Raw genomic sequence first — 25796 nt, 5'->3', positions numbered from 1 at the left:
CAGCGGGCGCACGTGCGGGAGGTGCCGGCGGGGTTCACTGCGATCAGCTCTCGACCGGCGCTTTCAGCCTTGTGCGAGAAAGGAACCCGCGATGAGCGCAGAGAGAAAACCAGTCAGGGACGGCATTCCCCCGTCACCTGAAGCCGACGGTCCCCTGCCGAGGTTCTGATGGTATCCGCTCTGACCCCGCCTGAATTCACCGCCGAGGTCGTGGCCGACCGGCTCCGCGACGGATACTGGCTGGAAGCCCCGGACATCGACGGAGACGGGACGCCCGATCTGTTCGGATACGGCCTGCGACTCGGCGAGATCTACTGGTACCACAACGACGGAGCCTGGACGCGGCGGCTGCTGACCGACGGGTTCCGGATGCCGGTGGGCGCCGACTTCGGCGACATCAGCGGCAACGGGCTGCCCGACGTCGTGGTGTGCCACGAGCTGTACGGACCGATCGGCACCATCCACGACCCCGATCCGCGGGGCGGGAAGATCGACTGGATCGAGAACCCGGGCGCCGCGGACAAGCACCCGGGCCGCTGGAAGCGTCACTACATCGGACGTGCGACCGGCATGCACCGGTTGCGGGTGGGGCACTTCACCCGCACCGACCGGCTGGAGGTCATCGGACTGCCCATCGTCGCCGTCAATGACGTGCACGGAGTGCTTCCCGTCGTGCTGTTCACCCAGCCGGACGACGTGTACCAGGCCACCGAGTGGCCGATGACGGTCATCGACGACACCTCGTTCCGGATGATCCACGGAGCCGAGAAGAAGAAGGGCCTGGTGCCGGGCAGCGACCTGGACTCCCTGCTCCTGGCCTCCGACGAGGGCGTCACCTGGCTGCACTACGACCCAGAGGCGCGGGAGTGGCGCAAGACCCTGATCGGCTCGGGTGAGCTCACCCAGTTCCCGCGGACCGGCTTCCGCGGCAGCGGTGACATGGACGCGGGCCGGCTCGGCGATGACCCGATGGCCTACGTGGCCGCGCTCGAACCGTTCCACGGCAACACCGTCGCCGTCTACGTCAAGGACGGCGAGCAGGGCCCCTGGCAGCGGTTCGTACTCGACGTGTACGGCGACCCCAACGAGAACGGGGAGGGCCCCGGGCACCAGGTGGTGTGCGCGGACTTCGACGGCGACGGGGACGAGGAGTTCCTCGTGGCGCTGCGCGGGCCGTGGCCGTGGCAGGGCGTCATGTACTACAAGGCCGTCGATGCCAGGAGAGGCATCTTCGTCAAGTGGCGGGTCGCCGACGAGTCGGTCGCCAGGATCGCGCTCGCCGACTTCAACGGCGACGGGCGCCCCGACTTCGCCACGATCGCCTACTCGGTGCAGAACTACTACGTGGCCGAGGAACCGCGGCTCATGGTGCACCGGAACCGAATGCCGATCGGCTGACCAGATCCACTCTCAGAAAGAGCAAGCATGCCCATGGCACCAACCGCACCCCAGTGCGCCTTATCCGGCCGGCGCGCCGCACTGCCGTCGCTCACCGGCCTGCGCTTCGCCGCCGCGATGCTCGTCTTCCTCTTCCACATCACCCTGTCCAACTCCCCCGTGCCGCCCAACGCCGCCATCAACCCCTTCATGGACGAAGGACTGGCGGACGGGCTGGAGTGGCTGTTCAGCAAAGCCGGGTACATGGGGGTGTCGTTCTTCTTCGTGCTCAGCGGCTTCGTGCTGACCTGGTCGGCCAAGCCCGGGGAACCGATGCGCACGTTCTGGCGCCGCCGCGCGCTGAAGATCTTCCCCAATCACCTGGTGACGTTCGCGGCCTCGATGATCCTTTTCGCCGGAGCGTTCACCCCGGTGATCGCGTGGCTGCCCAACATCTTCCTGCTGCACGGGTTCATCCCCTTCGCCGACATCTACGTCAGCGTGAATCCGCCGGCCTGGACGCTCTGCTGCGAGCTGCTGTTCTACGCGCTGTTCCCCGTGCTGGCCAAGCCCATCGGGCGGATCCGGGAGAACCGGCTGCTGCTCTGGGCGGGTGTCATGATCGCGGGAACGGTGGCCGTTCAGCTGATCACGCTGTTCCTGATCCCGGACACCCCGAAGTCCCCGATCACTCCGGTGTCGGTGACGCAGTTCTGGTTCGGCTACATCTTCCCGGTGCCGCGGCTGCTCGAATTCGTGCTCGGCATGCTGCTCGCCCGCGCCGTCATCGCGGGCGTCGCGCCGAAGATCCACCTGTGGCAGGCGCTGGTGGCGAGCGTCGCCGGGTACGCTCTGGCGCTCTATGTCCCGTTCGTGTTCGGTTTCTCCGCGGCCACGATCATCCCGATCGCCGCGCTCCTCATCGCCTTCGCCGCCGCCGACCTGCGAGGCGCGCGCACCGGACTCCGCGGCCGCACGGCCCAGTGGCTCGGAGAGATCTCGTTCGGGTTCTACATCTGTCAGGGCGTGGTCGTCTTCTACGGCCGGCTGCTGCTTCCCGACCGGCCGTTCGCGACCCCGGTCGCCCTACTGGTGGTGGCCGGTTTCTTCGCCGCCACGCTGCTCGCCGGTTGGCTGCTGTACGCGGGCGTGGAGAACCCCATGATGAAGCGCTGGGCCCGGCCCCGCCGGCCCGTGCGAAGCGCCGTCCCGGCGATCGTGGAGGTCGCACCGGCGGGCCAGGTGGTGATCGAACCGGCCGGCCCGGCCCGGCCGGCCTGACGATCAGGTGATGGTCCCGGCAGGCCTCGTGCCTGCCGGGACGGATCACTTCTGCTTCTTGGCGCCACGCTTCTCGCGAATGCGCATGGTGACCTCGACCGGAGAGCCGGCGAAGCCGAACTCCTCCCGCAGGCGGCGCTCGATGAAACGCCGGTAGGTCTCCTCCAGAAAGCCCGAGGTGAACAGCACGAACTTGGGCGGCTCGACCGACGCCTGGGTGGCGAACAGGATCTTGGGCTGCTTGCCGCCGCGCACCGGCGGCGGGGTGGCCGCGATCAGCTCGGACAGGAAGGCGTTCAGCCTGGCCGTGGGCACACGGGTGCCCCACGAGTCCAGGGCCCGCTCGATCGCCGGGACGAGGCGGTCGACGTGCCGGCCGGTCTTGGCGGAGATGTTGACCCGCAGCGCCCACGGGACGCGGACGAGCTGGCGGTCGATCTCCTTCTCCAGGTAGTAGCGGCGGTCCTCGTCCACCAGGTCCCACTTGTTGAACGCCACCACCATGCACCGGCCGGACTCGATGACCATGCTGATGATGCGGAGGTCCTGCTCGGTAAGCACCTCGGAGGCGTCGATGAGCACCACGGCGACCTCGGACCGCTCCAGCGCGGCCTTGGTGCGCATGCCGGCGTAGAAGTCGGCGCCCTGCAGCTCGCGCTCGCGGCGCCGGATGCCGGCGGTGTCCACGAACCGCCAGGTCTTGCCGCCCAGCTCGACCAGCTCGTCCACCGGGTCGCGGGTGGTGCCCGCCATCGGGTCGACGAGCACGCGCTCCTCGCCGGCCAGCTTGTTGAGCAGCGAGGACTTGCCGACGTTGGGCTTGCCGACCAGGGCCACCCGGCGCGGGCCGCGCTCGGCGGCGAAGCGCTGCGGCGGCGCCTCGGGCATGATCTCGAGCAGGATGTCCAGCAGGTCGCCGCTGGAGCGGCCGTGCAGCGCCGACACCGGGTGCGGCTCGCCGAGACCGAGGGACCACAGCGTGGTGGCCTCGAGCTCCATGCGCTGGTCGTCGACCTTGTTGGCCGCCAGCACGATCGGCTTGCCCGAACGGCGCAGCACCGAGGCCACCACCTCGTCGGCGTCGGTGACCCCGACCGTGGCGTCCACCACGAAGAGGATCACGTCGGCCAGCTCGACCGCGACCTGCGCCTGCTCGGCGATGCGCAGCGCCATGCCGGTGGCGTCGGGGTCCCACCCGCCGGTGTCGACCAGGGTGAAGCGGCGTCCCCGCCAGGTGCCCTCGTAGGTCACCCGGTCGCGGGTCACACCCGGCACGTCCTCCACGACCGCCTCCCGGCGGCCGATAATGCGGTTGACCAGGGTGGACTTGCCCACGTTCGGACGGCCCACGACGGCGACCACCGGCATCGGGCCGGTGTCCGGCTCGTCCTGCGCGCCCGCGCCGCGCTCGTTCTCCTCGAACTCCGCGAGCTCGGCCGAGATCCAGCCGCCCTCGTCGTCGTACTCCCCCGTCACGTCACGTCCGTTTCCATCGGGGCTCATCCTTTCCTCGGCGGGCCGGCCCGGCGGGCTTCGCGCCCGCCGGTGGCGTCACCGGGTCAGGTGCGCTCTTTCACAAGTCTGAGGACCTCGGAGACGACCTCGTCGAGGTTGAGCTCCGTGCTGTCCAGCTCGACCGCGTCGGCCGCCATCACCAGCGGGTCGGCCTTCCGGGTCGAGTCAAGGGTGTCCCGCCGCGCCATCTCGGCCCGCTGGGCCTCCACGGTGGTGCCGGCGAGCTCGGCCGAGCGGCGGCGGGCGCGTGCCTCGGGGCTCGCGGTGAGGTAGACCTTGACCGGCGCGGCGGGTGCCACGACGGTGCCGATGTCACGACCCTCGACCACGATGTCGCCCTCGCCGATGACGGCGCGCTGCTCGGCGACCAGCCGGGCGCGCACCTCGGGGACGGCGCTGACCGCCGACACCGCCGCGGTGACCTCCGCCGTGCGGATCTCGGCGGCCACGTCGCGGCCGTCCACGGTGATGCCCGGCGCGTCGGGGTCGGCGGTGATGACCAGCCGCGGCTCGCCGGCGCGGCGGGCGACGGTCTCGGCGTCCGCCGGGTCGACGCCCTGCTCCAGCATCCACCAGGTCACCGCGCGGTACATCGCCCCGGTGTCGAGGTAGCGGAGACCGAGCGCGCGCGCCACTCCGCGCGACGCACTCGACTTGCCCGACCCCGAAGGGCCGTCCATGGCGACGACCAGTGCGGTCACGGCCTCTCCCTCTGCGTCCCGATTGAGTTGTCCGCAATGAGGGTACCGGGAATCGGCCACCACCCGGGCATCGCCCGCTCGAGCCGCTCTCAGGCCCGGGGGACGTGCCAGCCGTGGGCGCGCAACGCCTCGGCGAGCACCTCGGCGGACTCTGGCTGGACCGACAGCTCGGCGGCGCCGAGCTGCAGCCCAGGGGCGTGCTCCAAGCGGACGTCCTCGATGTTGACCCCGGCGTCCCTGGCGACCTGGAACAGCCTGGCCAGCTCGCCCGGCCGGTCGCCGACGAGCACCTGCACCACGGCGTACGCGGGAGCGGGGCCGCCGTGCTTGCCGGGGATGCGCCGCCGGCCGGCGTTGCCCCGGCGCAGCATCTCGGTGACCCGGTCGATGGCGCCGCCGTCGTCCACCGACACCGCCCGCAGGGCCGCCGCGGCGGCGGCGAGGTCGGCGGCGATGTCCTCCAGGACCTGCGCGACCGGGCGGGCGTTGCCCGCCAGGATGACCGTCCACAGGTCGGGGTCACTGCCCGCGACCCGGGTGACGTCCCGTACACCGGGCCCGGCCAGGCCGAGCGCGGTGTCGGACGCGCCGACCAGGCGGGCGGCCACCGCGGAGGCGGCCACGTGCGGGGCGTGCGAGATCAGCGCCACCGCCTCGTCGTGCGCCACCGGGTCGACCTCGACGGGCTTGCCGCCGCACAGCTCGATCAGTTCCAGCACGGTGGCGACGGCCTCGGACGAGGTCTCCGGCACCGGGCAGTAGGCCCACGGACGGCCGAGGAACACATCGGCCCGGGCGGCGCCGGGGCCGGAGCGCTCGCGGCCGGCCAGCGGGTGGCCGGCCACGTAGGCGCTCATGTCGCAGCCGAGCCGGGCCGCCTGCTCGATGGGCAGCGCCTTGACGCTGGCGACATCGGTGTAGAACCGGGCGGCGTCGGTCTTCTGCAGGTCGAGCAGCCACTCGGCGACGAACTGCGGCGGCACGGCGATCACCGCGAGGTCGACGCGGCCCTCACCGGGCACCCACTCGGCGCCGGCGCCGAGCTCGCAGGCCACCCGCACCGAGCCGGCGTTCTGGTCGGCGAGCCGGACCGTCACACCGTGCTCCCGCAGGGCGAGCGCCACCGACGTCCCGATCAGGCCGGTGCCGACGACGAGGACGCGTCCGATGCCCCGCGGTCGCGTGCTCATTGCGCGATGTCCACTCTCAGCGCGACGGCGCCGCGCAGGTAGACGTGCTGGATGTCCTGGCGGGGGCGGTCGGTGGCCACGTGGGCCATCAACCGCACCACGCGCGGGAGCGCGCCGGGCACGTCGATCTCGCTGGCGCAGATCAGCGGCACGTCGTGGAAGCCGAGCTTGCGGGCCGCCAGCGCGGGGAACTCGGCGGTCAGGTCGGGGGTCGCCGTGAAGATCACGCTGATCACGTCGTCGGTGGTGAGCCTGTTGCGCTCCATGACCTCGCTGACGAGCTCGGTCACGCCCGACAGGATCGCATCCCGATCGTTTGAGTCGATCTGGATGGCTCCCCGGATCGCCCGTACCATTTCTGTCCCTTCCGCGCAGCGGCCCCGAAACGCCCCTCGCTCCTCGTCAGGTTACATTCCCACCGCGGCGTAGAGCTCTCCCACCTCTTTGAGGGTGAGCGACCGCATGGTGCCGGACTTGAGCCTGCCCATCTTCACCGGGCCGAACTCGATGCGGGCGAGGTCGATCACATTGTGGCCGGCCTCCTCCAGCATGCGGCGCACGACGTGCTTGCGGCCCTCGTGCAGGACGACCTCGACCAGCGCCTGCTGTCCGTGCTCCTGGACGACCGTGAAGTCGTCGGCCTTGACCAGGCCGTCCTCCAGCTCGACGCCGCTCTTCAGGCGGCGGGCCAGGTCGCGCGGGATCGGCCCGGGCACCTTGGCCCAGTACTTCTTCTGCACGCCGTAGCTCGGGTGGGTGAGCCGGTGGGCGAGCTCGCCGTCGTTGGTGAGCAGGATCAGGCCCTCGGTCTCGGTGTCCAGCCGGCCCACGTGGAACAGCCGCTCGGTGCGGTCGGCCACATAGTCGGCCAGCGAGCGGCGTCCCTCGGGGTCGGACATGGTGCTGACCACGCCGATCGGCTTGTTGATCGCGAAGTAGACCAGGTCGGGCGCGGTCGGGATGCGCTTGCCGTCGACGTGGATGACCTGCTTGGCGGGGTCGACGCGGGCGCCGAACCTGCGCACGACCTGGCCGTCCACGGTGACCCGGCCCTGGCCGATCATCTCCTCGCAGGTGCGGCGGGCCGCGACCCCGGCCTGGGCGAGGACCTTCTGCAGCCGGACGCCGTCCGGGACCTCGGTGGTGTCGCGCTCGTCGGTGTACCCCTGGGGGAAGAAGTCGGGGTCGCGCAGCGGCTGGCGGGAGGTCTTGAACGGCTCGCGCCGCTCCGGCCGGCCCCCCTGCCCGCGTCCGGCCGGCGCGCCGCCGGCAGCGGGCCGCCCGCGCCCGGTGGCGGCGTCACGGGACGCCCCGCCACGCGCGGAGGCCGCGCCGGGACGTCCGGGCCGGCCGCCCTCGGGGCGGCCGTAGCGGCCACGGGAGCCGCCGAGCGAGCCGCCGATGGTCTGCACCCCGTCGTGCCGGTCGTCGCGCCCCTGGCGGCCGCGGGAGCCGTCACGGGAGTCACCGCGGGCATCACGGGCGGGCCGCTCGCGGCCGGTGTCCTCGCGGCCGTAGCGGCCGCGGGTGCCACCAGGGCCGGCGCGGAAGCCACCGCGCTCGCCCCCCGCGAAGGACCGCCGGTCATCGCGCGGACGCCGGTCGTCGTCACGGGAGGGACGCCGGTCGTCGTCACGGGAGGGACGCCGGTCGTCGTCACGGGAGGGACGCCGGTCATCGTCACGGAACGAGCGCCGGTCGTTCTCCCCGAAGGGGCGCCGGTCATCGCGCGGACGCCGATCGTCCTCGCGGAAGGGGCGCCGGTCGTCACGCGGACGCCGATCATCGTCCCGGAAGGGGCGCCGGTCGTCACGCGGACGCCGATCATCGTCCCGGAAGGGGCGCCGGTCGTCACGCGGACGCCGATCGTCCTCTCGGGAAGGGCGCCGGTCGTCACGGAAGCCGCCGCGGTCGTCGCGGAAGCCGCCACGACGCTCGCCCGAGGAGCCCCGGCGGTCGCCGGTGGGCGCGAAGCCACGCCCCTCCTCACGGGACCCGCCGCGCCGGTCGTCGCCGTACGCTCCGGGGCGATCGTCGCCGGGCCTGCCGTATCGCGCGCGAGAACCGCTCTGGGCGCCCGCCCGCGGTCCGCCCGAACTCCTGGGGGCGCCGGAGCCGCCTCGGGCTCCGGCTCCGCCACGGAAGCCCCGGGCGCCGCCTGCGGCGCCGCCGCGTCCTCGACCGCGTCCATCACCGGACGGGGTACCACGCTTGTCCATCACTTCTGCTCCTCTAGGGTTTCCACGTCGTCGGGGAGGAAGGGGGCGAGCGGCGGCAACTCGTCGAGGCTCCGCAGCCCCAGCCTCTCCAAAAAGTACGAACTCGTGCGGTAGAGCACCGCTTGGCTCTCGGGATCGGTGCCGGCCTCCTCGACCAGCCCGCGTGCCAGCAACGTGCGCATGACGCCGTCACTGTTGACACCACGCACCGCCGCGACCCGCGCCCTGCTCACCGGCTGGCGGTAGGCCACGACCGCGAGGGTCTCCAGGGCCGCCTGGGTCAGCCGGGCCTGCTGGCCGTCCCGGACGAAACGCTCGACCACCGCGGCGCACTCGGCGCGGGTGTACAGGCGCCAGCCTCCGGCGACCTCTCGCAGATCGAAACCCCGCCCGGCGGCGGTGTATTCCGCCGACAGCGCCCGCAGCGCCCCGGCCACCTCGTGCACAGGGCGTTCGAGCACCTGGGCCAGGGTGATCTCGGCGACCGGCTCGTCCACCACGAGCAAGATCGCATCCAGCGACGTCCGGAGATCCGGCCCGGCCGGCGCGGCGTCCTGTGTCTCCACCGGGTCCGCGACCTGCGCGGTGCGTGCCGTACCCGCCGACGGATGCCCGCTGTCCCCGGCGGGACCGCCGGCGCCGGGCGTGCCGGGCTCGTCGCCGGGCGGCCGGTGCCCGGTCTCAGAACTCATCGGCTGCATCTTCGCTCTCCCGCCCCTCGGCGTCCGGACGGCCGCCTGGGCTGTCGCCGCCCCGCCGGTCACCCGCGGGGCCCTCGTCGTAGTCGTCGGCCACCGCGACGTCTCCGTCGTCGGCGCCCGTCCAGGTCACGTGCAGATCTCCGAGCGGCTCCACCTGCTCGAAGGAGACCGCGGCCTCCCGGTAGAGCTCCAGGACGGCGAGGAAGCGTGCGATGACCTCGAAGGTGCCCGCACAGTCGGCGGTCAGGGCCCGGAACGTCGCGGTGCGCACGCGCCGGAGCCGCTCGACAAGGATAGCCGCTTGCTCGCGTACGTTGGCGACCGGTTGGTAGATGTGCGCGGTGGAGACGGTGGGCACCGGCTTCGGGGTGAACACCCGAAGCGCGATCTTGGCCAGGCGCTCGGGGCCGACGCCGAGCACCAGCTCGGGCAGCAGGCCCGCGAACTGCGGCTCCATCGGCACCGAGCGCGGGAAGCGCAGTGCCTCCTCGGCCAGCCGCCCGGCGAAGACCTTCGCGACCTCCTTGTAGGCGCGATATTGCAGCAGGCGGGCGAACAGCAGGTCGCGGGCCTCCAGCAGCGCCAGGTCCTCCTCGTCCTCCACCTCGCCGGTGGGCAGCAGGCGGGCGGCCTTCAGGTCGAGCAGGGTGGCGGCGACGAGCAGGAAGTGGCTGGCCAGGTCGAGGTCCCACTCGGGGCCCCGGGCGCGGATGTAGGCGATGAACTCGTCGGTCACCTGGTGCAGGGACACCTCGGTGATGTCGAGCTTGTGCTTGGAGATCAGCCCGAGCAGCAGGTCGAACGGGCCTTGGAAGACCTCCAGGTGGACCTGGAAGGCGTCCGGATCGGCCTGGGCGGCTTCGGGCTCTGCGGTCACCGGCCCATTGTCCCGCACGGTGAGGGCCGCCGCGCGGGACCACGCTCACGCCCACCGCCATCGGGCACGCTCAGAGAGCCTGCGTCCGGCCGGGTCACGGCACGGCGTGCCGGGTCGCCCACGACGGCGGGCGGGTCAGCCGGTCTGCGACCAGCGGGCCAGGACCTCGCGGGCCAGCTCGCGGTAGGCGGTGGCGCCCATGGAGGCCGGGTCGAACTGGGTGATCGGCTCGCCGGCCAGGGTCGCGTCGGGGAACCGGACCGTGCGGTTGATCACGGTGTGGAAGACCTTGTCCCCGAAGCCCTGCATGATCGTCGACAGCACCTCGCGGGCGTGCAGCGTGCGCGGGTCGTACATCGTGGCCAGGATGCCGTCGATCTCGAGGTTCTTGTTCAGGCGCTCCTGCACCTTGGTGATCGACTCCATCAGCAGGGCGACGCCGCGCAGCGCGAAGAACTCACACTCCAGCGGCACCATGACGCTGTGCGCGCAGGTCAGCGCGTTGACCGCGAGCAGGCCCAGCGAAGGCTGGCAGTCGATGAGGCAGATGTCGTAGTGCGGCAGCAGCGGCTCAAGGGCGCGGCCGAGGGCGTACTCGCGGGCGACCTCGTTGACCAGCCGGATCTCGGCGCCGGACAGGAAGATGTTGCTCGGCAGGAGATCCATGCCTTCGACGCTGGTGGCGAGCAGGACGTCCTCGGCGGTGATGTCGGGCTCCTCCATCACCATGTCGTAGATCGTCGCCTCCAGCGGGCGGGGGTCGATGCCGAGGCCGACCGACAGCGCGCCCTGGGGGTCGAAGTCGACGAGCAGGACCTTCTGCCCGCATTCGGCGAGCGAGGCCCCGAGGTTGATGGTCGTGGTGGTCTTGCCCACGCCACCCTTCTGGTTGACCATGGCGACGACCCGGGCGGGGCCGTGCGTGGTCGGCGGCACCGGCTCGGGGAAGACGGGACGCGGCCGCCCGGTGGGACCGAGGATCCCTTCGTTCCTGGTGTCGCCCCAGCCTGCGTCGGGGGCACCGGGGATCTCCCGGGTAGAAGCGTCTGTGGTCGCAGTCACCAGTTGAACCTCCCTGACGGCCCCGAACCGGACCGTCCGGACGGACACTATGGGGTGGGCACGTATGCGGCAAGGCGACGCGCCCGAGAGCTATGAAGTTGGACGATCGGCCCGGGGCCGGGCAGAAGCGTACTCCGCACGGAGAAGGTCGACACCGACCAGGGTGTAGACCTGGGTGGTGGTCACCGAGGCGTGGCCGAGTAGTTCCTGGACAACCCTAACGTCCGCTCCTCCGTCAAGGAGGTGAGTTGCGAACGAATGCCGCAACATGTGCGGTGACACGCCGGAGAGCCCGGCCCGCTCGGCGGCCGAGCGCAGCACCTCCCAGGCGCCCTGCCGGGTGAGCCGCCCGCCCCGGGCGTTCAGGAACAGCGCCGTCGTCCCGCGCCCGTGCGCGCAGATCAGCGGCCGCCCGCGCGCCAGATAGGCGCCCAGGGCCTCGCGGGCGTACCCGCCGATCGGGACGACACGGACCCGTCCGCCCTTGCCGCGCAGGCGCACCCGTTCGGCCTCGACGTCCTCCACGGCCAGCGCCACGGCCTCGGAGATCCGCGCGCCGGTGCCGTACAGCACCTCCAGCAGCGCGCGGTTGCGCTCGGTGAGCGGGGCGTCCTTGGGCCCGGCGGCGGCCATGAGCCGCTCCACCTCGGCCACCCCGATCGCTCTGGGCTGGTGCGGCGGCCTGCTCGGCGGGTGAACGGCGCGCGCGGGGTCGTGGGCGGTCATCCCCTCGCGCAGGGCGAAGCGGTGCAGGCCGCGCACGGCGGACATGGCCCTGGCCGCCGAACTGGCCACCAGGGCCGGATGACGCTCGTCGCCCGCGCGCAGCGCCGTCAGGAACGCCTCCACGTCCGCCTCGGCCACCTCGGCCAGCGACGGGCACCCGCGGCTCCGCAGGTGTTCCAGGTAGCGCCGCAGGTCCCGCCGGTAGGACGCGAGCGTGTTGGCCGCGAGCCCGCGCTCGACCGCGAGGTGGGCGAGGTAGGCGGCGGTGGCGGCCTCGGCGTCGTGGGCGCTCAGGACGGGGACCTCCTGTCAGTCCTCCTCCGCGTCGGCGGGGCGCAAGGAGGCGAAACCGTCCGGCAATGCGGCGTACGCGGCGAGAATACCCGCGACGGCGGGAGCGTTGTGGATCATTCCGCCGAGCGCCCTGCCGGCCGCTTCGTCCAGCGGCACCCACACCACCGGCATGTCCGACTCCTCGTGCCGGGGGACGAAGCCGTTCTCCTCGGCGGGGATCGGGGTCAGGCCACGGGCGAGGAAGATCCGGATGCGCTCGTCGGCCATGCCCGGCGAGGTGTACATGTCCAGCAGGGTGTGCCAGCTCGTGGCGCGGTAGCCGGCCTCCTCGGCCAGCTCGCGCGCCGCGCACTCGACCAGCGGCTCGCCGGGGACGTCGCGGATGCCCGCGGGCAGCTCCCACAGCAGCCGGCGGACCGGATGGCGGTACTGCCGCAGCAGCAGCACGCGGCCGTCGTCGTCCACCGCGACGACGGCGACCGAGCCGGGGTGCACGATGTAGTCGCGGTCGGCGACGTCGTCACCGGGCATCCGCACGGTGTCGGTGCGCACCGTGATCACCCGGGCCCGCAGGTGCGTCCGCTCGGCGACGACCTTCCAGGAGGCCGGCACGTCGCGGACGTCCGCGGCGGTGAGCTCGCCGGCAGGCAGGCCGCCCGAGGCCGCGCTCACGCGCCCCGCCCGGCCTTGGTGACGCTCTCGCGCACGTCGGCGTACGCCAGGGCCGCCTCGATGAGGCCGCGGAACAGCGGGTGGGACCGGGTCGGGCGGGAGCGGAACTCCGGGTGCGCCTGGGTGCCCACGAAGAACGGGTGGACGTCCGCGGCCAGCTCGGCGTACTCCACGAGCCTGCCGTCGGGCGACAGGCCGGAGAAGACCATGCCGACCTGCTCGAGCTTCTCGCGGTAGGCGTTGCCGACCTCGTAGCGGTGGCGGTGGCGCTCGCTGACCATCGCGGTGCCGTACAGCCCCCGGACGATCGTCCCCTCGCCCAGCCGCGCGGGGTACAGGCCGAGGCGCATGGTGCCGCCCATGTCGCGCTCGCCGGCCACCACGTCCTCCTGGTCGGCCATGGTGCTGATCACCGGGGCGGTGGTGTCGGGGTCGAACTCGGTGCTGTTGGCGCCCTCGATGCCGGCCAGGTCGCGGGCGGCCTCGATGACCATGCACTGCATGCCCAGGCAGATGCCGAGCAGCGGGACGCGCCGCTCACGGGCATGCCGGATGGCGCCGAGCTTGCCCTCGATGCCGCGCACGCCGAACCCGCCGGGGATGAGCACGCCGTCCACGCCGTCCAGCTCGCGCTCGGCGCCCTCGGGGGTCTCGCAGTCGTCGCTCTTGACCCACCGGATGTTGACCCGGGCGTCGCACCCGAACCCGCCGGCCCGCAGTGCCTCGGTCACCGACAGGTAGGCGTCGGGCAGGTCGATGTACTTGCCGACCAGCGCGATGGTGACCTCCTTGGCCGGGCGGTGCACCCGGCGCAGGAGCTGGTCCCACTCGTGCCAGTCGACGTCCCGGAAGGGCAGGCCGAGGCGGCGGATGACGTAGGCGTCCAGGCCCTCGGAGTGCAGGACCTTGGGGATGTCGTAGATGCTCGGCGCGTCCATCGCCGACACCACGGCGTCCTCGTCAACGTCGCACATCAAACTGATCTTGCGCTTGAGCGAGGTGGTGATGGGACGGTCGGAGCGGCAGACGATGGCGTCGGGCTGGATGCCGATGCTGCGCAGGGCGGCGACCGAGTGCTGGGTCGGCTTGGTCTTCAGCTCGCCGCTCGGCCCGATGTAGGGCAGCAGCGAGACGTGCAGGAAGAAGACGTTGTCCCGGCCGACCTCGTGGCGCACCTGGCGGACGGCCTCCAGGAACGGCAGCGACTCGATGTCGCCGACCGTGCCGCCGACCTCGGTGATCACGACGTCGACGTCGGGGCCGGCCATGCCGCGGATGCGGTCCTTGATCTCGTTGGTGATGTGCGGGATCACCTGCACGGTGTCGCCGAGGTACTCCCCGCGCCGCTCCTTGGCGATGACGTTGGAGTACACCTGGCCGGTGGTGACGTTGGCCGAGCCGTGCAGCTCGGTGTCCAGGAACCGCTCGTAGTGGCCGACGTCGAGGTCGGTCTCGGCGCCGTCGTCGGTGACGAACACCTCACCGTGCTGGAACGGGTTCATCGTTCCGGGGTCGACGTTGAGGTAGGGGTCCAGCTTCTGCATGGTGACCCGCAGGCCGCGAAGCTTCAGCAGGCGCCCCAGGCTCGAGGCGGTGAGCCCCTTGCCGAGACTGGAGGCGACGCCTCCGGTGACGAAGAGATGCTTGGTGTGTGCGGCGCTGCGCAAGGAGGGTCTCCCGTGGTCCGTTGTGATCGTGGCCGTCCAGCTGAGCGACCGCGTGTCCACGGGCTCTCAGAATATCAAAGGTCCCGTCCGAAGTGCCCGAACAGGTTGGGCGTCCGTTCCCTGCATGCTAACCAGGCGGTAACTTTTCCGGATATGTCACCCCGTGATGCTCTACGCCGGATCTGTCATGGCTTGATCCACCGTGCGTGGACCGCGATCCGTGCGAACGGCGCGATCACCCCCAGAACTCCGGCCGGCTACCGCTTCCGCCGCCTCGGCGAGGGAGCCTGCCTGTCCTTCCCGCAAGGCGCGATCTTCGGGGAGGCGTGGATCGAGATCGGCGCGCACACGCTCGTCGGGGAGCGCGTCTCGATCTCCGCGGGCATGGGCCCCGGCGTCGACCTCGGCCCCGCCTCCATCGTCCGCATCGGCGGCGGCTGCTCCATCGGGCGCGGCAGTCACATCGTCGGCCACCAGTCGATCGACATCGGCGACGACGTCTTTACGGGCCCCTACGTCTACATCACCGACCAGAACCACGTGTACGACGACCCCGAGACGCCGATCGGCCGCCAGTGGCCGCGCAACAGCCCGGTGTCCATCGGCGCGGGAAGCTGGGTCGGCACCGGGGCGATCATCCTGCCCGGCACCCGCATCGGCCGGCAGTCGGTCGTGGCGGGCGGGGCCGTGGTGCGCGGCGAGTTCCCCGACCACTGCGTCATCGCCGGCGTCCCCGCCAAGATCGTCCGCCACTACTCCCCCGGCACCGGCTGGACCACCGCCCTCCCCGAACCTCCCCCACCCCACGCCACCACCCCCGTCCGCCAGGCCGCCTCCGGCGACCTGGGCGTTCCGGACCAGTTGGTGCACTGATCGCCCGGCTCCCCACCGGGCCACGACGTAGCGCGGCCGCCGGCATCCCCGGGCCCCCCGCCTAGCGCGTCCCTTGTCATCGCCGGGCCACCCACGCAGCGCCGCCCGGGGCCCAGGCGAGGGGACACTGAAGCCGGCCCCACGCAGCACGCGGGGCGGCGAACCGCCGCCCCGCACGGCCCGGCTCGCGCGCGCATGCGGAGTCGCTCACCAACGCCGCCCGTCACGCTCCCGCGCGGACGTTCTCGTCCACCTGGCACAGGCCGCCGATGGCCCACGCGGGCGTACGAGGAGCACCTGGTGGACGCCCGGGCCACCGGACCACGAGCCCGCGCCCTGCACGACGAGCGACCCGGGTACCGCCGGCCTCGCCCGCGCCACCGGCCGCGGTGGGCCGAGCGGGCAGGCCTGGACCGGGGCGGACCGGCGGGTTACCGTCACGGCATGCGCTCGGAGATCGCTCAGATGTTCGGCGTCGAGTTCCCCCTGTTCGCCTTCAGCCACAGCCGTGAGGTGGTCGCCGCGGTGACCAACGCGGGCGGGTTCGGCGTACTCGGTGCGGCCGCCTGCTCCCCCGGGCAACTCGACCGCAAGCTCTCCTGGCTCGACCGGCAGGTGCACGGCCGGCCGTACGGGGTGAGCGTGCTCGTCCCCCGGCGTCTCGACCGGGCGGCCGCCGATCCGGCGGCCCGGCTGATGGAACACATCCCCGACGTGCACCGCGACTTCGTCGCCCACCTGTTCGCCAAGTACGGCGTGGGCGGAGGCAGGCGCTTCACCCCCGACTCCGTGGGCGGGCCGCCGGACGAGGTCGGCCGCAGGGTCACCTCGTCCGGAGCCACCGGACTGGTCGACGTCGCCCTGCGGCACCCGGTCCGGCTGGTCGCGGGCGGGCTCGGCCCGCCGCCCGCCGAGATGGTGGACAGGACCCGCGCGGCCGGGGTGCCGATCGCCGCCCTGGTCGGCACCGTGGAGCACGCCCGCCGTCAGGTCGCCGCCGGTGCCGATCTGATCGTCGCCCAGGGCACCGAGGCCGGCGGCCACACCGGCGAGGTCGCCACGATGGTCCTGGTGCCACAGGTCGTGGACGCGGTCGCGCCCGTCCCGGTGCTCGCGGCGGGCGGGATCGCCAACGGACGGCAGATGGCCGCCGCGCTGGCCCTCGGCGCGGCCGGTGTGTGGTGCGGCTCGGTCTGGCTGACCACCGAGGAGGCCGAGACGCCCGCGGTGGTCAAGCGGAAGCTGCTCGCCGCCGGCTCGCTGGACACCGTACGCTCGCGGTCGCGCACCGGAAAACCGGCCCGGCAGCTCGTGTCCGCCTGGACCGAGGAGTGGGACGATGCGCCCGAGAGCCCGGGCCCGTTGCCGATGCCGCTGCAGATCCTGCTGGCCGAGGGTGCGCTGGCCCGCATCGCGGACGCCGCCGAGAAGGGCGAGCCGGGCGCCCAGGAACTGGTGAACCACTTCGTCGGCCAGGTGGTCGGTCAGCTCGACCGGGTCCGTCCCGCCCGCCAGGTCGCCGACGAGATGATCGCCGAGTTCACCACCGCCGTCACCCGCCTCACCCGCCTCACCGGCACCCGGCCCACCGGCCGCCCGCCCCGGTGAGACGGCGCTACCCGCGGGCTGCCCCTGAGAAGCTCTACGTGGCCCGTCTCGCCCCGGCGTACCTTTCCGGAGGGCCCCGGTCCCCTGACCCGCGGCCGGCCGGGATCCGGCGCACCACAGGGCGAGCGGCAGCGGGCCGCACAGGTGCACGATGCGCCGGGCGACTTCGGGCCCCTGCCTTCCGCCGATCTCCTGGCGACGTCGGCCCTCCTGCGCTCCCCGCCACCTCTGCGCAGTAGGGCGCTCTACGGGCGGGTCCAAGCCACGGCGCACCCGTCAGGAGAAGCGGCTTCCGGTTTCCCCGGCCTCCTGGTGATATTCGCCACCTGCGCTCCCTGCCGCCGGCTCTTCGCTTTCGCCGGAACATGGACATGGGTCGCCTTCCGGATGCTTGGCGGCGGGAACGAAGGGCAGCGGGTCGTTCGTCTTCTTCCATGGGGAACGGGGAAGGGGGAACCGCGATGCTCGCGGCGCTGACCGGTCTCGGGCTGTCCACGGCGGCGGGGCTGAACGCCTACATTCCGCTGCTGGTGGTCGGCGTGCTGGCCAACCTCACCGACGCGGTGCGGCTGCCGCACGACTACGCCTGGCTGGGCGACGGCTGGGTGCTGGCGATCATCGGCGTGCTGCTGGCCGCCGAGCTGGTGCTCGACAAGGTGCCGGTCGTCGACCACGTCAACGACATGATCCAGACGGCGGTGCGGCCGGCCGCCGGCGGCGTGGTGTTCACCGCCACCCAGGCGGCCGAGCGGTTCGACCACTCGGCGTGGATGAGCGGGCACCCGTGGGTGAGCTGGGTGCTCGGCATCGGCATCGCCCTCGCCGTGCATGTGATGAAGGCCACGGCCCGGCCGGTGGTCAACGTCTCCACGGCCGGGGCCGGCGCCCCGGTGGTGAGCACGGTCGAGGACGCCGGGGCGCTCGGCATGAGCCTGGTGGCCGTCTTCTTCCCGGTGCTCGTCGTCGTGGCGCTGGTCGTGCTCGCCGTCCCCACCTGGTGGGCCCTGCGCCGGGTGCGCCGGCTCCGCGCCCGCAGAGCCGCCCGCCGCACCTCCCCCGATCCCCCCGGCCGCCTGCGCGAAGTCACGCAGCGTGGCAAGATGGCGATGGACGGTGAGAGCACGTCTCAGGGACCGGCATCCACCGCGGCCGGCTGAAGACCACCATCGGCTTCGACGTGGACATCGACCTGGACCTGCGTAAGGTCACCCGCTGACCTTCCACTCGCGGGTGCCGGCCCAGCCTCATCGGACCCGCCCGCGGCGCCGCCGCCCTGACGGATCAGGTGGCGGAGGCGCCATGGCGGGGTCGGTGGGTCAGTGGACGCCGGCCTCGTGCATGTCGCGGAGTTCGCGCTTGAGCTCCTTGATCTCGTCGCGCAGCCGGGCGGCCACCTCGAACTGCAGGTCGGCGGCGGCGGTGTGCATCTGCTCGGTGAGCGACTGAACCAGCGACTCGAGCTGAGCCCGGGGCATCTCGCCGACGATGGTCTTGGCGTGCTGGCCGGACTGGCGGGCCGACAACCCCGGGACGGGGGCCTTGCCGCGGCTCTGCTGGCGCCCGCCGCCGATCAGCCGGTCGGTGTCGGCGTCCTCGCGTGCCAGCGAGTCGAGGATGTCGGCGATCTTCTTGCGGAGCGGCTGCGGGTCGATGCCGTTCGCCTCGTTGTAGGCGATCTGCTTGGCCCGGCGCCGGTTGGTCTCGTCGATCGCACGCTCCATGGACGGCGTCACCCGGTCGGCGTACATGTGGACCTGGCCGGAGACGTTACGCGCCGCACGCCCGATCGTCTGGATCAGCGAGGTCTCGCTGCGCAGGAACCCCTCCTTGTCGGCGTCCAGGATGGCGACCAGCGACACCTCGGGCAGGTCGAGGCCCTCGCGCAGCAGGTTGATGCCGACGAGCACGTCGAACTCGCCCATGCGCAGCTCGCGGAGCAGCTCGATGCGGCGCAGCGTGTCGACCTCGCTGTGCAGGTAGCGCACCCGGATGCCGAGCTCGAGGAGGTAGTCGGTGAGGTCTTCGGACATCTTCTTGGTCAGCGTGGTGACCAGGACGCGCTCGTCCTTCTCGGCGCGCTCGCGGATCTCGTGGACCAGGTCGTCGATCTGCCCCTTGGTCGGCTTGACGACCACCTCGGGATCGACCAGCCCGGTCGGGCGGATCACCTGCTCGACCACGTCGCCCCCGCTGCGGCCCAGCTCGTAGGAGCCGGGGGTGGCCGACAGGTAGACGGTCTGCCCGATGCGCTCCAGGAACTCCTCCCACTTGAGCGGGCGGTTGTCCATCGCGGACGGCAGGCGGAAGCCGTGATCGACCAGGGTGCGCTTGCGCGAGGCGTCCCCTTCGTACATCGCGCCGATCTGCGGGACGGTCTGGTGTGACTCGTCCAGGACCAGGATGAAGTCTTCGGGGAAGTAGTCGAGCAGGGTGTTGGGCGCCGTGCCGGCGGCGCGGCCGTCGATGTGCCGCGAGTAGTTCTCGATGCCGGAGCAGGTGCCGACCTGGCGCATCATCTCGATGTCGTAGGTGGTGCGCATGCGCAGCCGCTGGGCCTCCAGCAGCTTGCCCTGCCGCTCCATGGTGGCCAGCGTGTCGGCCAGCTCGGCCTCGATGTCGCGGATCGCGCGCTCCATGCGCTCGGGGCCCGCGACGTAGTGGGAGGCCGGGAAGATGTAGAGCTCCTCGTCCTCGGTGATGACCTCGCCGGTGAGCGGGTGCAGTGTCGCGAGCTTCTCGATCTCGTCACCGAACATCTCGATGCGCACCGCGAGCTCTTCGTACTGCGGGATCACCTCGATGGTGTCGCCGCGCACCCGGAAGGTGCCCCGGGTGAAGGCGAGGTCGTTGCGGCTGTACTGCATGTCGACCAGGCGGCGCAGCAGCTGGTCGCGCTCGATCTCCTGCCCGACCTTGAGCCGGACCATGCGGTCGACGTACTCCTGCGGGGTGCCGAGGCCGTAGATGCACGACACCGAGGCGACCACGACGGTGTCGCGGCGGGTGAGCAGCGAGTTGGTCGCCGAGTGGCGCAGCCGGTCGACCTCGTCGTTGATCGAGGAGTCCTTCTCGATGTAGGTGTCGGTCTGCGGGACGTACGCCTCGGGCTGGTAGTAGTCGTAGTAGGAGACGAAGTATTCGACCGCGTTGCCGGGCAGCATCTCACGCAACTCGTTGGCGAACTGCGCCGCGAGCGTCTTGTTCGGCTGCATGACCAGAGCCGGGCGCTGCAGCCGCTCGATGAGCCAGGCCACGGTGGCCGTCTTGCCGGTGCCGGTGGCGCCGAGCAGGACGGTGTCTTTATCGCCCCCTCTGACGCGCCGCTCGAGCTCGGCGATCGCCGCCGGCTGGTCACCGGACGGGGTCATGTCGGTGACGACCTGGAAGGGCGCCACCTTGCGCTGCAAATCAGTTACCGGCCTCACACCTGAATAACCTACGCGCCGCCACCGACAATTCCGCCCGGCCGCCCGCGGGCCCGGCCGGGCGATCGATCAGGCGGTGAGCAGCAGGGCCGCGGTCGCGGCGCCGACGGCGGCGACGGCCAGGAGCGCGCCGGTGAGCAGGAACTTCGCGATCGGCACCCGCACCCCGCGCCGGCCGCACCACTCGAACCACAGCAGCGTGGCGACCGACGCCCACGGCGTGATCACCGAGCCGGCGTTCGCCCCGATGAGCAGCGCGAGCAGCCGGTCGCGCTCGCCCGGCGGGATCACCCGCTCGCCGGCGTAGTAGGCGGGCAGGTTGTTGACCAGGTTGGCCAGGCCCGCCCCCGCGGCCGCCGCCCGATAGCTCCCGGCGGCGCCGCCCGCCTCGCCGAGGACGGCCCGCATGAGGTGGTCCAGCCCGTACAGGCTGAGCGTGGGGACCACCAGGAACAGCCCGGCCACGAAGACCACCAGTTGCCAGGGGAACAGGCGCCAGGTGAGCTTGGCGCGGTCACGCCAGGCGAAGGCCGCGATGAGCACGACGGCCGCGCCGCAGGCGGCCACGGCGATCTCCACCCCGGCGAGCACGGCCGCGGCGAACAGCACGCAGGCGCCGGCCGCGACCCCGAACAGCAGCGGGTCGGGCACGGCGACCGGTGGCGGCGGCTGGTATCTGTCCTGCCCGCGTGCGCCACGCCGCCAGTAGAACACCCACAGCAGCAGCATGGTCACGGCGATGGCCGCGGCCTGCGGAGCCCACATGCGGACGGCGAACTCACGGGTGGGCAGCGCGACGTGGCCGGTGGCCAGCAGGTTGGTGAGGTTGGACACCGGCAGGAGCAGGCTCGCGGTGTTGGCGAACCAGATCGTGGTCATGGCGAGCGGCAGCGCCCCCATGCGGGCGCGTGGCGCGAGCGCCAGCAGGACCGGGGTCAGCAGCACCGCCGTCGTGTCCAGATTCAGCACGATCGTGATGACCGCCGCGAACGCCGCACAGAGCACGAACAGCGCCGCGTAGTTGCCGCGCCCGATGATCGCCAGCCGTCCGGCCAGCACGTCGAAGACCCCGGCCTCCTTGGTGAGCTCGGCCAGGACGATCACCGCGACCAGGAACACCAGCAGCGGCCCGATGCGCTCCAGGCCGCCCACCGCCGCCCGCACCGGCAGCAGCCCGGTCACCACGCACACCACGCCCACGGCCAGGACCGCGAGGCGCACGCGGTCCAGCGGCGCCAGCCGCCGCGGCGTGTCCACCATGCCTGCGCTCCCCCGCCCCTCGGACTTCCGGCCCGCTCCGGTGCCCGGCCGAGCGCGTCTCACGCCCGGGGGGTCTCGGCCGCGTCGCGGCGCTCGCACAGGCGGGCCCAGACCTCGGACACCCGCTCCTCCAGGGCGTCCAGGTCGCCCTCGTTCGCGATCACGATGTCGGCGATCTTCAGCCGGTCCTCGCGGGAGGCCTGTGCCCTGATGCGGGCCAGGGCGTCCTGCTCGTCCATGCCGCGCGCACCCGTGAGGCGGGCCAGGCGCGTCGCGTCGGAGGCGTCGACCACGATCACCACGTCGTACATCGGCGCGAGCCCGTTCTCGGCGAGCAGCGGCACGTCGTACACCACCACGGCATCCGGCGGCGCCGCCCGCTGCAGCTCGGCGACGCGCTCGCCGACCCGGGGGTGCACAATGGCGTTGAGCCGGGCGAGCTTTGCCGAGTCGGCGAACACGATCTTCCCGAGCCGCTCGCGGTCGAGCGAGCCGTCCTCGCGCAGCACCTCGGGGCCGAACTCCGTCACGATCAGCGCGAGCCCGCTCGTCCCGGGCTCCACGACCTCACGCGCGATCTTGTCGGCGTCGACGACCACCGCGCCGCGCTCCGCGAGCCGTCGCGCGACCTCGCTCTTGCCCGATCCGATGCCGCCCGTGAGCCCGACCTTCACCATGGACGCAAAGCGTAGCCAACCGCTACGTGGCCTTACGCAGGTGGACCATGGTCAGGTGCTCGTGGAGGCGCTCGCGCCGGGTCTCCCGGTAGCCGAGCCTGCGGTACAACCGCAGGTTGCCCTCCGACAGGTGGCCGGTGAACAGGTCCAGGGCGTCCACCAGCCCGTCCAGCTCGCCCTCCACGGCCGTCAGCAGTGCGGTGCCGAGCCCGCGCCCCCACCGGTCGGGGGCCACCGCCAATCGCCCGACGAGCCCGGTGCGGTCGGTGCGCCGGCAGCGCACCGACCCGACGATGCGGCCGTCCTCGACGGCCTTGAGCACCGTCGCCGACTTCGTGGCCTCGCGGACGGCGTCCAGCGACTCCACCAGGGGCGCGATGAACGGGTCCCCGTACAGCTGGGCCTCGGTCACGTACGCGGCCCGCTGAAGGGTGAGGATCTCTCCGGCGTCGTCGGGCACGGCCCGCTCGATCAGCGTCACCCGCCCACTGTAGGCGCCGGGAAGTCGTGGACGTCGTGGGAGGGGGATGTCCTGTCAGGGACCGGTACAGGAGCGCACAGGCCGCTCCCACGTGGCGAGAGCCCCCGCAGGGTCTGCCCTGGCCGGAAGTGGCGGGAAAGCCGGCCTCCTCCCGGCGGGAACCGGAAGCCCGCCGGACGGCGCGAGGAGGAAAGCCCCGCCTTCCCCACCGGAAGAGCGGCTGGACGGCCGCAGGGTGCGGAGTCCGGGGCATCCAGCCGGGCCTGCACCGCCTGCACCGTCCCACCAGAGCCGCTGGAAGAGGCACGAAGCGCAGGGATGAGGGCGATTGCTGACCGGAGCAGCGAAAAGGGGCCCCACCGGAGGTGGGGCCCCTTCTCAGCCGGTCTTCACCGTGAGTGGCAGAGCATCAGCTCTGGCCGCCCGCCAGCTTCTCGCGCAGAGCGGCCAGCGCCTCGTCGGAGGCGAGGGCGCCACCGGTCGAGGCGGAGCCGCTGGACGAGGACGAGGACGGCGTCTCACCGGAGTAGGACGACGCGGCGCCGGCCTGCTCGGCCTCTTCCGCGCGAGCCTTCTCGATCTGCGACTTGTGGGCCTCGAAGCGGGTCTGGGCCTCGGCGTACTGCCGCTCCCACTCCTCGCGCTGCTTCTCGAAGCCCTCGAGCCACTCGCCGGTCTCGGGGTCGAAACCGTCCGGGTAGATGTAGTTGCCCTGGTCGTCGTAGGTCGCCGCCATGCCGTACAGCGTGGGGTCGAACTCGACGTCGGCACCCGAGGCACCCTCGTTGGCCTGCTTGAGCGACAGCGAGATGCGCCGGCGGTCGAGGTCGATGTCGATGATCTTCACGAAGATCTCGTCGCCGACCTGGACGACCTGCTCGGGGATCTCGACGTGGCGCTCGGCCAGCTCGGAGATGTGCACCAGGCCCTCGATGCCCTCCTCGACGCGGACGAACGCGCCGAACGGCACCAGCTTGGTGACGCGGCCCGGAACGACCTGGCCGATCTGGTGGGTGCGGGCGAACTGCTGCCAGGGGTCTTCCTGCGTCGCCTTGAGCGACAGGGAGACGCGCTCGCGCTCCATGTCGACGTCGAGCACCTCGACGGTGACCTCCTGGCCGACCTCGACGACCTCGGAGGGGTGGTCGATGTGCTTCCAGGAGAGCTCGGAGACGTGCACCAGACCGTCGACGCCGCCGAGGTCCACGAACGCACCGAAGTTGACGATCGAGGACACGACGCCCTTGCGGACCTGGCCCTTCTGCAGGGTGTTGAGGAAGGTCTGGCGGACCTCCGACTGGGTCTGCTCCAGCCAGGCACGGCGGGACAGGACCACGTTGTTGCGGTTCTTGTCCAGCTCGATGATCTTGGCCTCGAGCTCGCGGCCGACGTACGGCTGCAGGTCGCGCACGCGGCGCATCTCGACCAGCGAGGCGGGCAGGAAGCCGCGCAGGCCGATGTCCAGGATCAGACCGCCCTTGACGACCTCGATGACCGTGCCGGTGACGATGCCGTCCTCGTCCTTGATCTTCTCGATCGTGCCCCAGGCGCGCTCGTACTGGGCGCGCTTCTTGGACAGGATGAGGCGGCCTTCCTTGTCCTCCTTCTGGAGGACCAGGGCCTCGACGTGCTCACCGACCTCGACGACCTCGGCCGGGTCGACATCGTGCTTGATCGAGAGCTCGCGCGAGGGGATGACACCCTCGGTCTTGTAGCCGATGTCGAGCAAGACCTCGTCTCGATCGACCTTGACGACGGTGCCTTCGACGATGTCGCCGTCGTTGAAGTACTTGATGGTCTCGTCGATCGCGGCGAGGAAGGCCTCCTCGGAACCGATGTCGTTGACCGCTACCTGCGGGGTGCTCGAGGTGGCCTCAGTGCTGCTCGTCATGTGTGGAATTGCTCCGAACGCGGACAGAAGTCGATGTGGCGGACGCGCGGCAGGCCCTCTTCATCGCTCAAGCCGAGGTTTGGTCTGATGACCGGTGGTCGACGTGACCGAGCGCGAGCCCGCTCCGTCCGAGGCGCACGCGAGCCCACAGCGCAGCGATCAGCATATGAGAGTACGCGGGCGTGGTCAATCCGGCGCTCACCCGCATAACCCCGCAAGCCCCTAGTAAACGATCTTCACCCCGCGGAGCTTTGCCTGGATCTTACCCTGAACCCGACGTGGCATGGAGACGTGAGTCGGATCCCCGTCCGAGGTGTAGCGCTGGTCCGGGTGGCGATCCAGCCACTGGAGCCAGTACTGGGAGCACCATTTGCGGCACTCCCCCTTTTTACCGTTCGACTGGATACGGGGGATGTAAAAAGGATCGTAGGTCTTCGCGTAGGGCGAAACCGCCGGCTCCGCCCCGGCCAGGAACACCGCGCGGAACCGGTAGTGAAGGTCCTTCCAGGTGCCCGAGCGCGCCGCGGCGCGCTTTTTGGGGACACTGCCGTACGGCAGGGCGAAGGTGGCCGAGTCGGGGGCGCCGAGGCCGCGCAGGAGCCTCTCCTGGCGCCCGATGGCCTCCACCACCCGCTTCTTGGACAACCGGCGCAGGTCTGGGTGGCCCCAGGTGTGGTTGGCCACCTCGAACCCCCGGTCGACCAGCCAGCGCACCGCCGCGGCCTGGCCGTCCCGGTGGGTCAGCCCGAACGGGTTCTTGTTCACCCAGAAGGTCGCGACCGGCCGGAACCCCGGGTGCCTGGCGGCCACCTCGTAGATGACGCCGACCGCGGTGTCCTTCTTCGGGACGCCCGCGGCGTCCAAGGCGAAGTGCGAGGAATGACCGTCGTCGAAGGTCAGCACGACCGGGTGGGCGCCCGCCGGCAGGTCGATCGCGCCCGCCGTGAACTCGGCCGCGGTGATCGGCACGTAGCCGTGCGTGGCGAGCCGTTCGAGCTCCTTGCGCAACTGCGCCGGGGTGCGGTCGATCGAGGCCAGGCGCTTCTTCAGGATGCGGTGGTACATGATCACGGGGATCTGGCCGAGCTCGTTGGCCCGTACCTTCCTCGCCGACTCGGGAGTGGCCGGGGACGCGGTCGCGCTGGGCGCCGGCGAAGGGGTCACCGGCGTCGAGCGGGCCACCGGCGGGGCGCCCTGCTCCTCGCCGCCGAACGGCAGCACGAGCAGGGCCACGGCGGCGACGATCATCACACCGACGTTGACGATGCCGAGGACGGTGGTCAGGCCGGGCGCGCGCAC

22 protein-coding genes are annotated in these 25796 nt (G+C 71.8%); 5 read left to right on the top strand and 17 right to left on the bottom strand.

Annotation, left to right across the window (positions count from 1 at the left end; genetic code table 11):
* The first annotated feature begins 168 nt into the window (after nt 1–168).
* Nucleotides 169–1398 (top strand): FG-GAP repeat domain-containing protein, encoded by a 1230-nt coding sequence (locus IEY93_RS29980; RefSeq protein ID WP_189166503.1) that lies wholly within the window; start codon nt 169–171, stop codon nt 1396–1398.
* A 27-nt stretch (nt 1399–1425) separates the two neighbouring features.
* A complete protein-coding gene (locus IEY93_RS29975; protein ID WP_189166502.1) occupies nt 1426–2658 on the top strand; it encodes an acyltransferase family protein in 1233 nt (410 codons plus the stop codon).
* A gap of 45 nt (nt 2659–2703) precedes the next feature.
* Here IEY93_RS29975 and der read toward each other — a convergent pair whose 3' ends face one another.
* The 11 genes from der to pyrG form a co-directional block, all read right to left on the bottom strand.
* Nucleotides 2704–4161 carry a ribosome biogenesis GTPase Der gene (gene der, locus IEY93_RS29970; RefSeq protein ID WP_189166501.1) on the bottom strand — a complete coding sequence of 486 codons (1458 nt, stop codon included), beginning with the start codon at nt 4159–4161 and terminating at the stop codon, nt 2704–2706.
* A gap of 56 nt (nt 4162–4217) precedes the next feature.
* Nucleotides 4218–4853: a (d)CMP kinase gene (gene cmk, locus IEY93_RS29965; protein ID WP_189166514.1), complete on the bottom strand. Its 636-nt coding sequence runs from the start codon at nt 4851–4853 to the stop codon at nt 4218–4220.
* Nucleotides 4854–4963: 110 nt separating this feature from the next.
* Entirely contained in the window at nt 4964–6064 is a 1101-nt protein-coding gene (locus IEY93_RS29960) for a prephenate dehydrogenase (protein ID WP_189166500.1), read from the bottom strand.
* On the bottom strand, nt 6061–6420 hold the full coding sequence (aroH, locus tag IEY93_RS29955) for a chorismate mutase (protein WP_189166499.1): 360 nt from the start codon (nt 6418–6420) through the stop codon (nt 6061–6063). Before aroH ends, IEY93_RS29960 begins: the two co-directional genes overlap by 4 nt.
* Before the next feature lie 51 nt (nt 6421–6471).
* Entirely contained in the window at nt 6472–8283 is a 1812-nt protein-coding gene (locus IEY93_RS29950) for a pseudouridine synthase (RefSeq protein ID WP_189166498.1), read from the bottom strand.
* On the bottom strand, nt 8283–8975 hold the full coding sequence (gene scpB, locus IEY93_RS29945; RefSeq protein ID WP_189166497.1) for an SMC-Scp complex subunit ScpB: 693 nt from the start codon (nt 8973–8975) through the stop codon (nt 8283–8285). The genes IEY93_RS29950 and scpB overlap by 1 nt, the downstream gene beginning before the upstream one ends.
* On the bottom strand, nt 8965–9861 hold the full coding sequence (locus IEY93_RS29940; protein ID WP_189166496.1) for a segregation and condensation protein A: 897 nt from the start codon (nt 9859–9861) through the stop codon (nt 8965–8967). Before IEY93_RS29940 ends, scpB begins: the two co-directional genes overlap by 11 nt.
* Before the next feature lie 135 nt (nt 9862–9996).
* Nucleotides 9997–10923 carry a ParA family protein gene (locus IEY93_RS29935; RefSeq protein WP_189166495.1) on the bottom strand — a complete coding sequence of 309 codons (927 nt, stop codon included), beginning with the start codon at nt 10921–10923 and terminating at the stop codon, nt 9997–9999.
* Between the two features lie 90 nt (nt 10924–11013).
* Entirely contained in the window at nt 11014–11943 is a 930-nt protein-coding gene (locus IEY93_RS29930; protein ID WP_189166512.1) for a site-specific tyrosine recombinase XerD, read from the bottom strand.
* 15 nt (nt 11944–11958) lie between these two features.
* Complete coding sequence (locus IEY93_RS29925) at nt 11959–12615, bottom strand: NUDIX domain-containing protein (protein WP_372444482.1); 657 nt, start codon at nt 12613–12615, stop codon at nt 11959–11961.
* Nucleotides 12612–14282 (bottom strand): CTP synthase, encoded by a 1671-nt coding sequence (gene pyrG, locus IEY93_RS29920; protein WP_189166494.1) that lies wholly within the window; start codon nt 14280–14282, stop codon nt 12612–12614. Before pyrG ends, IEY93_RS29925 begins: the two co-directional genes overlap by 4 nt.
* A gap of 192 nt (nt 14283–14474) precedes the next feature.
* Here pyrG and IEY93_RS29915 point away from each other — a divergent pair, with 192 nt between their 5' ends.
* The 3 genes from IEY93_RS29915 (at nt 14475) to IEY93_RS29905 (ending at nt 17920) form a co-directional block, all read left to right on the top strand.
* Nucleotides 14475–15155 (top strand): acyltransferase, encoded by a 681-nt coding sequence (locus IEY93_RS29915; RefSeq protein ID WP_372444483.1) that lies wholly within the window; start codon nt 14475–14477, stop codon nt 15153–15155.
* Between the two features lie 444 nt (nt 15156–15599).
* The gene (locus tag IEY93_RS29910; protein ID WP_189166492.1) at nt 15600–16763 is read left to right on the top strand and encodes an NAD(P)H-dependent flavin oxidoreductase; all 1164 of its coding nucleotides are present in this window, start codon (nt 15600–15602) and stop codon (nt 16761–16763) included.
* A gap of 434 nt (nt 16764–17197) precedes the next feature.
* Entirely contained in the window at nt 17198–17920 is a 723-nt protein-coding gene (locus IEY93_RS29905) for a DUF4126 domain-containing protein (protein WP_229691589.1), read from the top strand.
* Nucleotides 17921–18079: 159 nt separating this feature from the next.
* Here the strand turns inward: IEY93_RS29905 and uvrB are convergent, their stop codons facing one another.
* The 6 genes from uvrB to IEY93_RS29875 form a co-directional block, all read right to left on the bottom strand.
* Complete coding sequence (uvrB, locus tag IEY93_RS29900) at nt 18080–20188, bottom strand: excinuclease ABC subunit UvrB (RefSeq protein WP_203968403.1); 2109 nt, start codon at nt 20186–20188, stop codon at nt 18080–18082.
* A gap of 69 nt (nt 20189–20257) precedes the next feature.
* Nucleotides 20258–21448 (bottom strand): SLC13 family permease, encoded by a 1191-nt coding sequence (locus tag IEY93_RS29895; protein ID WP_189166491.1) that lies wholly within the window; start codon nt 21446–21448, stop codon nt 20258–20260.
* Between the two features lie 59 nt (nt 21449–21507).
* The gene (coaE, locus tag IEY93_RS29890; protein WP_189166490.1) at nt 21508–22125 is read right to left on the bottom strand and encodes a dephospho-CoA kinase; all 618 of its coding nucleotides are present in this window, start codon (nt 22123–22125) and stop codon (nt 21508–21510) included.
* 22 nt (nt 22126–22147) lie between these two features.
* Complete coding sequence (locus tag IEY93_RS29885) at nt 22148–22606, bottom strand: GNAT family N-acetyltransferase (protein ID WP_189166489.1); 459 nt, start codon at nt 22604–22606, stop codon at nt 22148–22150.
* A gap of 409 nt (nt 22607–23015) precedes the next feature.
* On the bottom strand, nt 23016–24497 hold the full coding sequence (rpsA, locus tag IEY93_RS29880) for a 30S ribosomal protein S1 (protein ID WP_189166488.1): 1482 nt from the start codon (nt 24495–24497) through the stop codon (nt 23016–23018).
* A 222-nt stretch (nt 24498–24719) separates the two neighbouring features.
* Nucleotides 24720–25796 carry a polysaccharide deacetylase family protein gene (locus IEY93_RS29875; protein WP_229691588.1) on the bottom strand — a complete coding sequence of 359 codons (1077 nt, stop codon included), beginning with the start codon at nt 25794–25796 and terminating at the stop codon, nt 24720–24722.

Origin of the sequence: Sphaerisporangium melleum, assembly GCF_014646695.1 — a bacterium.
GTDB classification, from domain to species: Bacteria; Actinomycetota; Actinomycetes; order Streptosporangiales; family Streptosporangiaceae; genus Sphaerisporangium; species Sphaerisporangium melleum.
Note: the sequence above shows the minus strand (reverse complement) of the source record. Positions and strands in the feature narration are given on the sequence as shown.

Bases quoted from the DNA above. Each gene is read 5' to 3' on its own strand.
- der (WP_189166501.1), bottom strand. From the start codon at position 4,161: ATGAGCCCCGATGGAAACGGACGTGACGTGACGGGGGAGTACGACGAC.
- cmk (WP_189166514.1), bottom strand. From the start codon at position 4,853: ATGGACGGCCCTTCGGGGTCGGGCAAGTCGAGTGCGTCGCGCGGAGTG.
- IEY93_RS29905 (WP_229691589.1), top strand. From the start codon at position 17,198: ATGGGGAACGGGGAAGGGGGAACCGCGATGCTCGCGGCGCTGACCGGT.
- IEY93_RS29895 (WP_189166491.1), bottom strand. From the start codon at position 21,448: ATGGTGGACACGCCGCGGCGGCTGGCGCCGCTGGACCGCGTGCGCCTC.
- aroH (WP_189166499.1), bottom strand. From the start codon at position 6,420: ATGGTACGGGCGATCCGGGGAGCCATCCAGATCGACTCAAACGATCGG.
- IEY93_RS29950 (WP_189166498.1), bottom strand. From the start codon at position 8,283: ATGGACAAGCGTGGTACCCCGTCCGGTGATGGACGCGGTCGAGGACGC.
- IEY93_RS29975 (WP_189166502.1), top strand. From the start codon at position 1,426: ATGCCCATGGCACCAACCGCACCCCAGTGCGCCTTATCCGGCCGGCGC.
- coaE (WP_189166490.1), bottom strand. From the start codon at position 22,125: ATGGTGAAGGTCGGGCTCACGGGCGGCATCGGATCGGGCAAGAGCGAG.
- IEY93_RS29980 (WP_189166503.1), top strand. From the start codon at position 169: ATGGTATCCGCTCTGACCCCGCCTGAATTCACCGCCGAGGTCGTGGCC.
- IEY93_RS29910 (WP_189166492.1), top strand. From the start codon at position 15,600: ATGCGCTCGGAGATCGCTCAGATGTTCGGCGTCGAGTTCCCCCTGTTC.
- scpB (WP_189166497.1), bottom strand. From the start codon at position 8,975: ATGAGTTCTGAGACCGGGCACCGGCCGCCCGGCGACGAGCCCGGCACG.
- rpsA (WP_189166488.1), bottom strand. From the start codon at position 24,497: ATGACGAGCAGCACTGAGGCCACCTCGAGCACCCCGCAGGTAGCGGTC.
- IEY93_RS29960 (WP_189166500.1), bottom strand. From the start codon at position 6,064: ATGAGCACGCGACCGCGGGGCATCGGACGCGTCCTCGTCGTCGGCACC.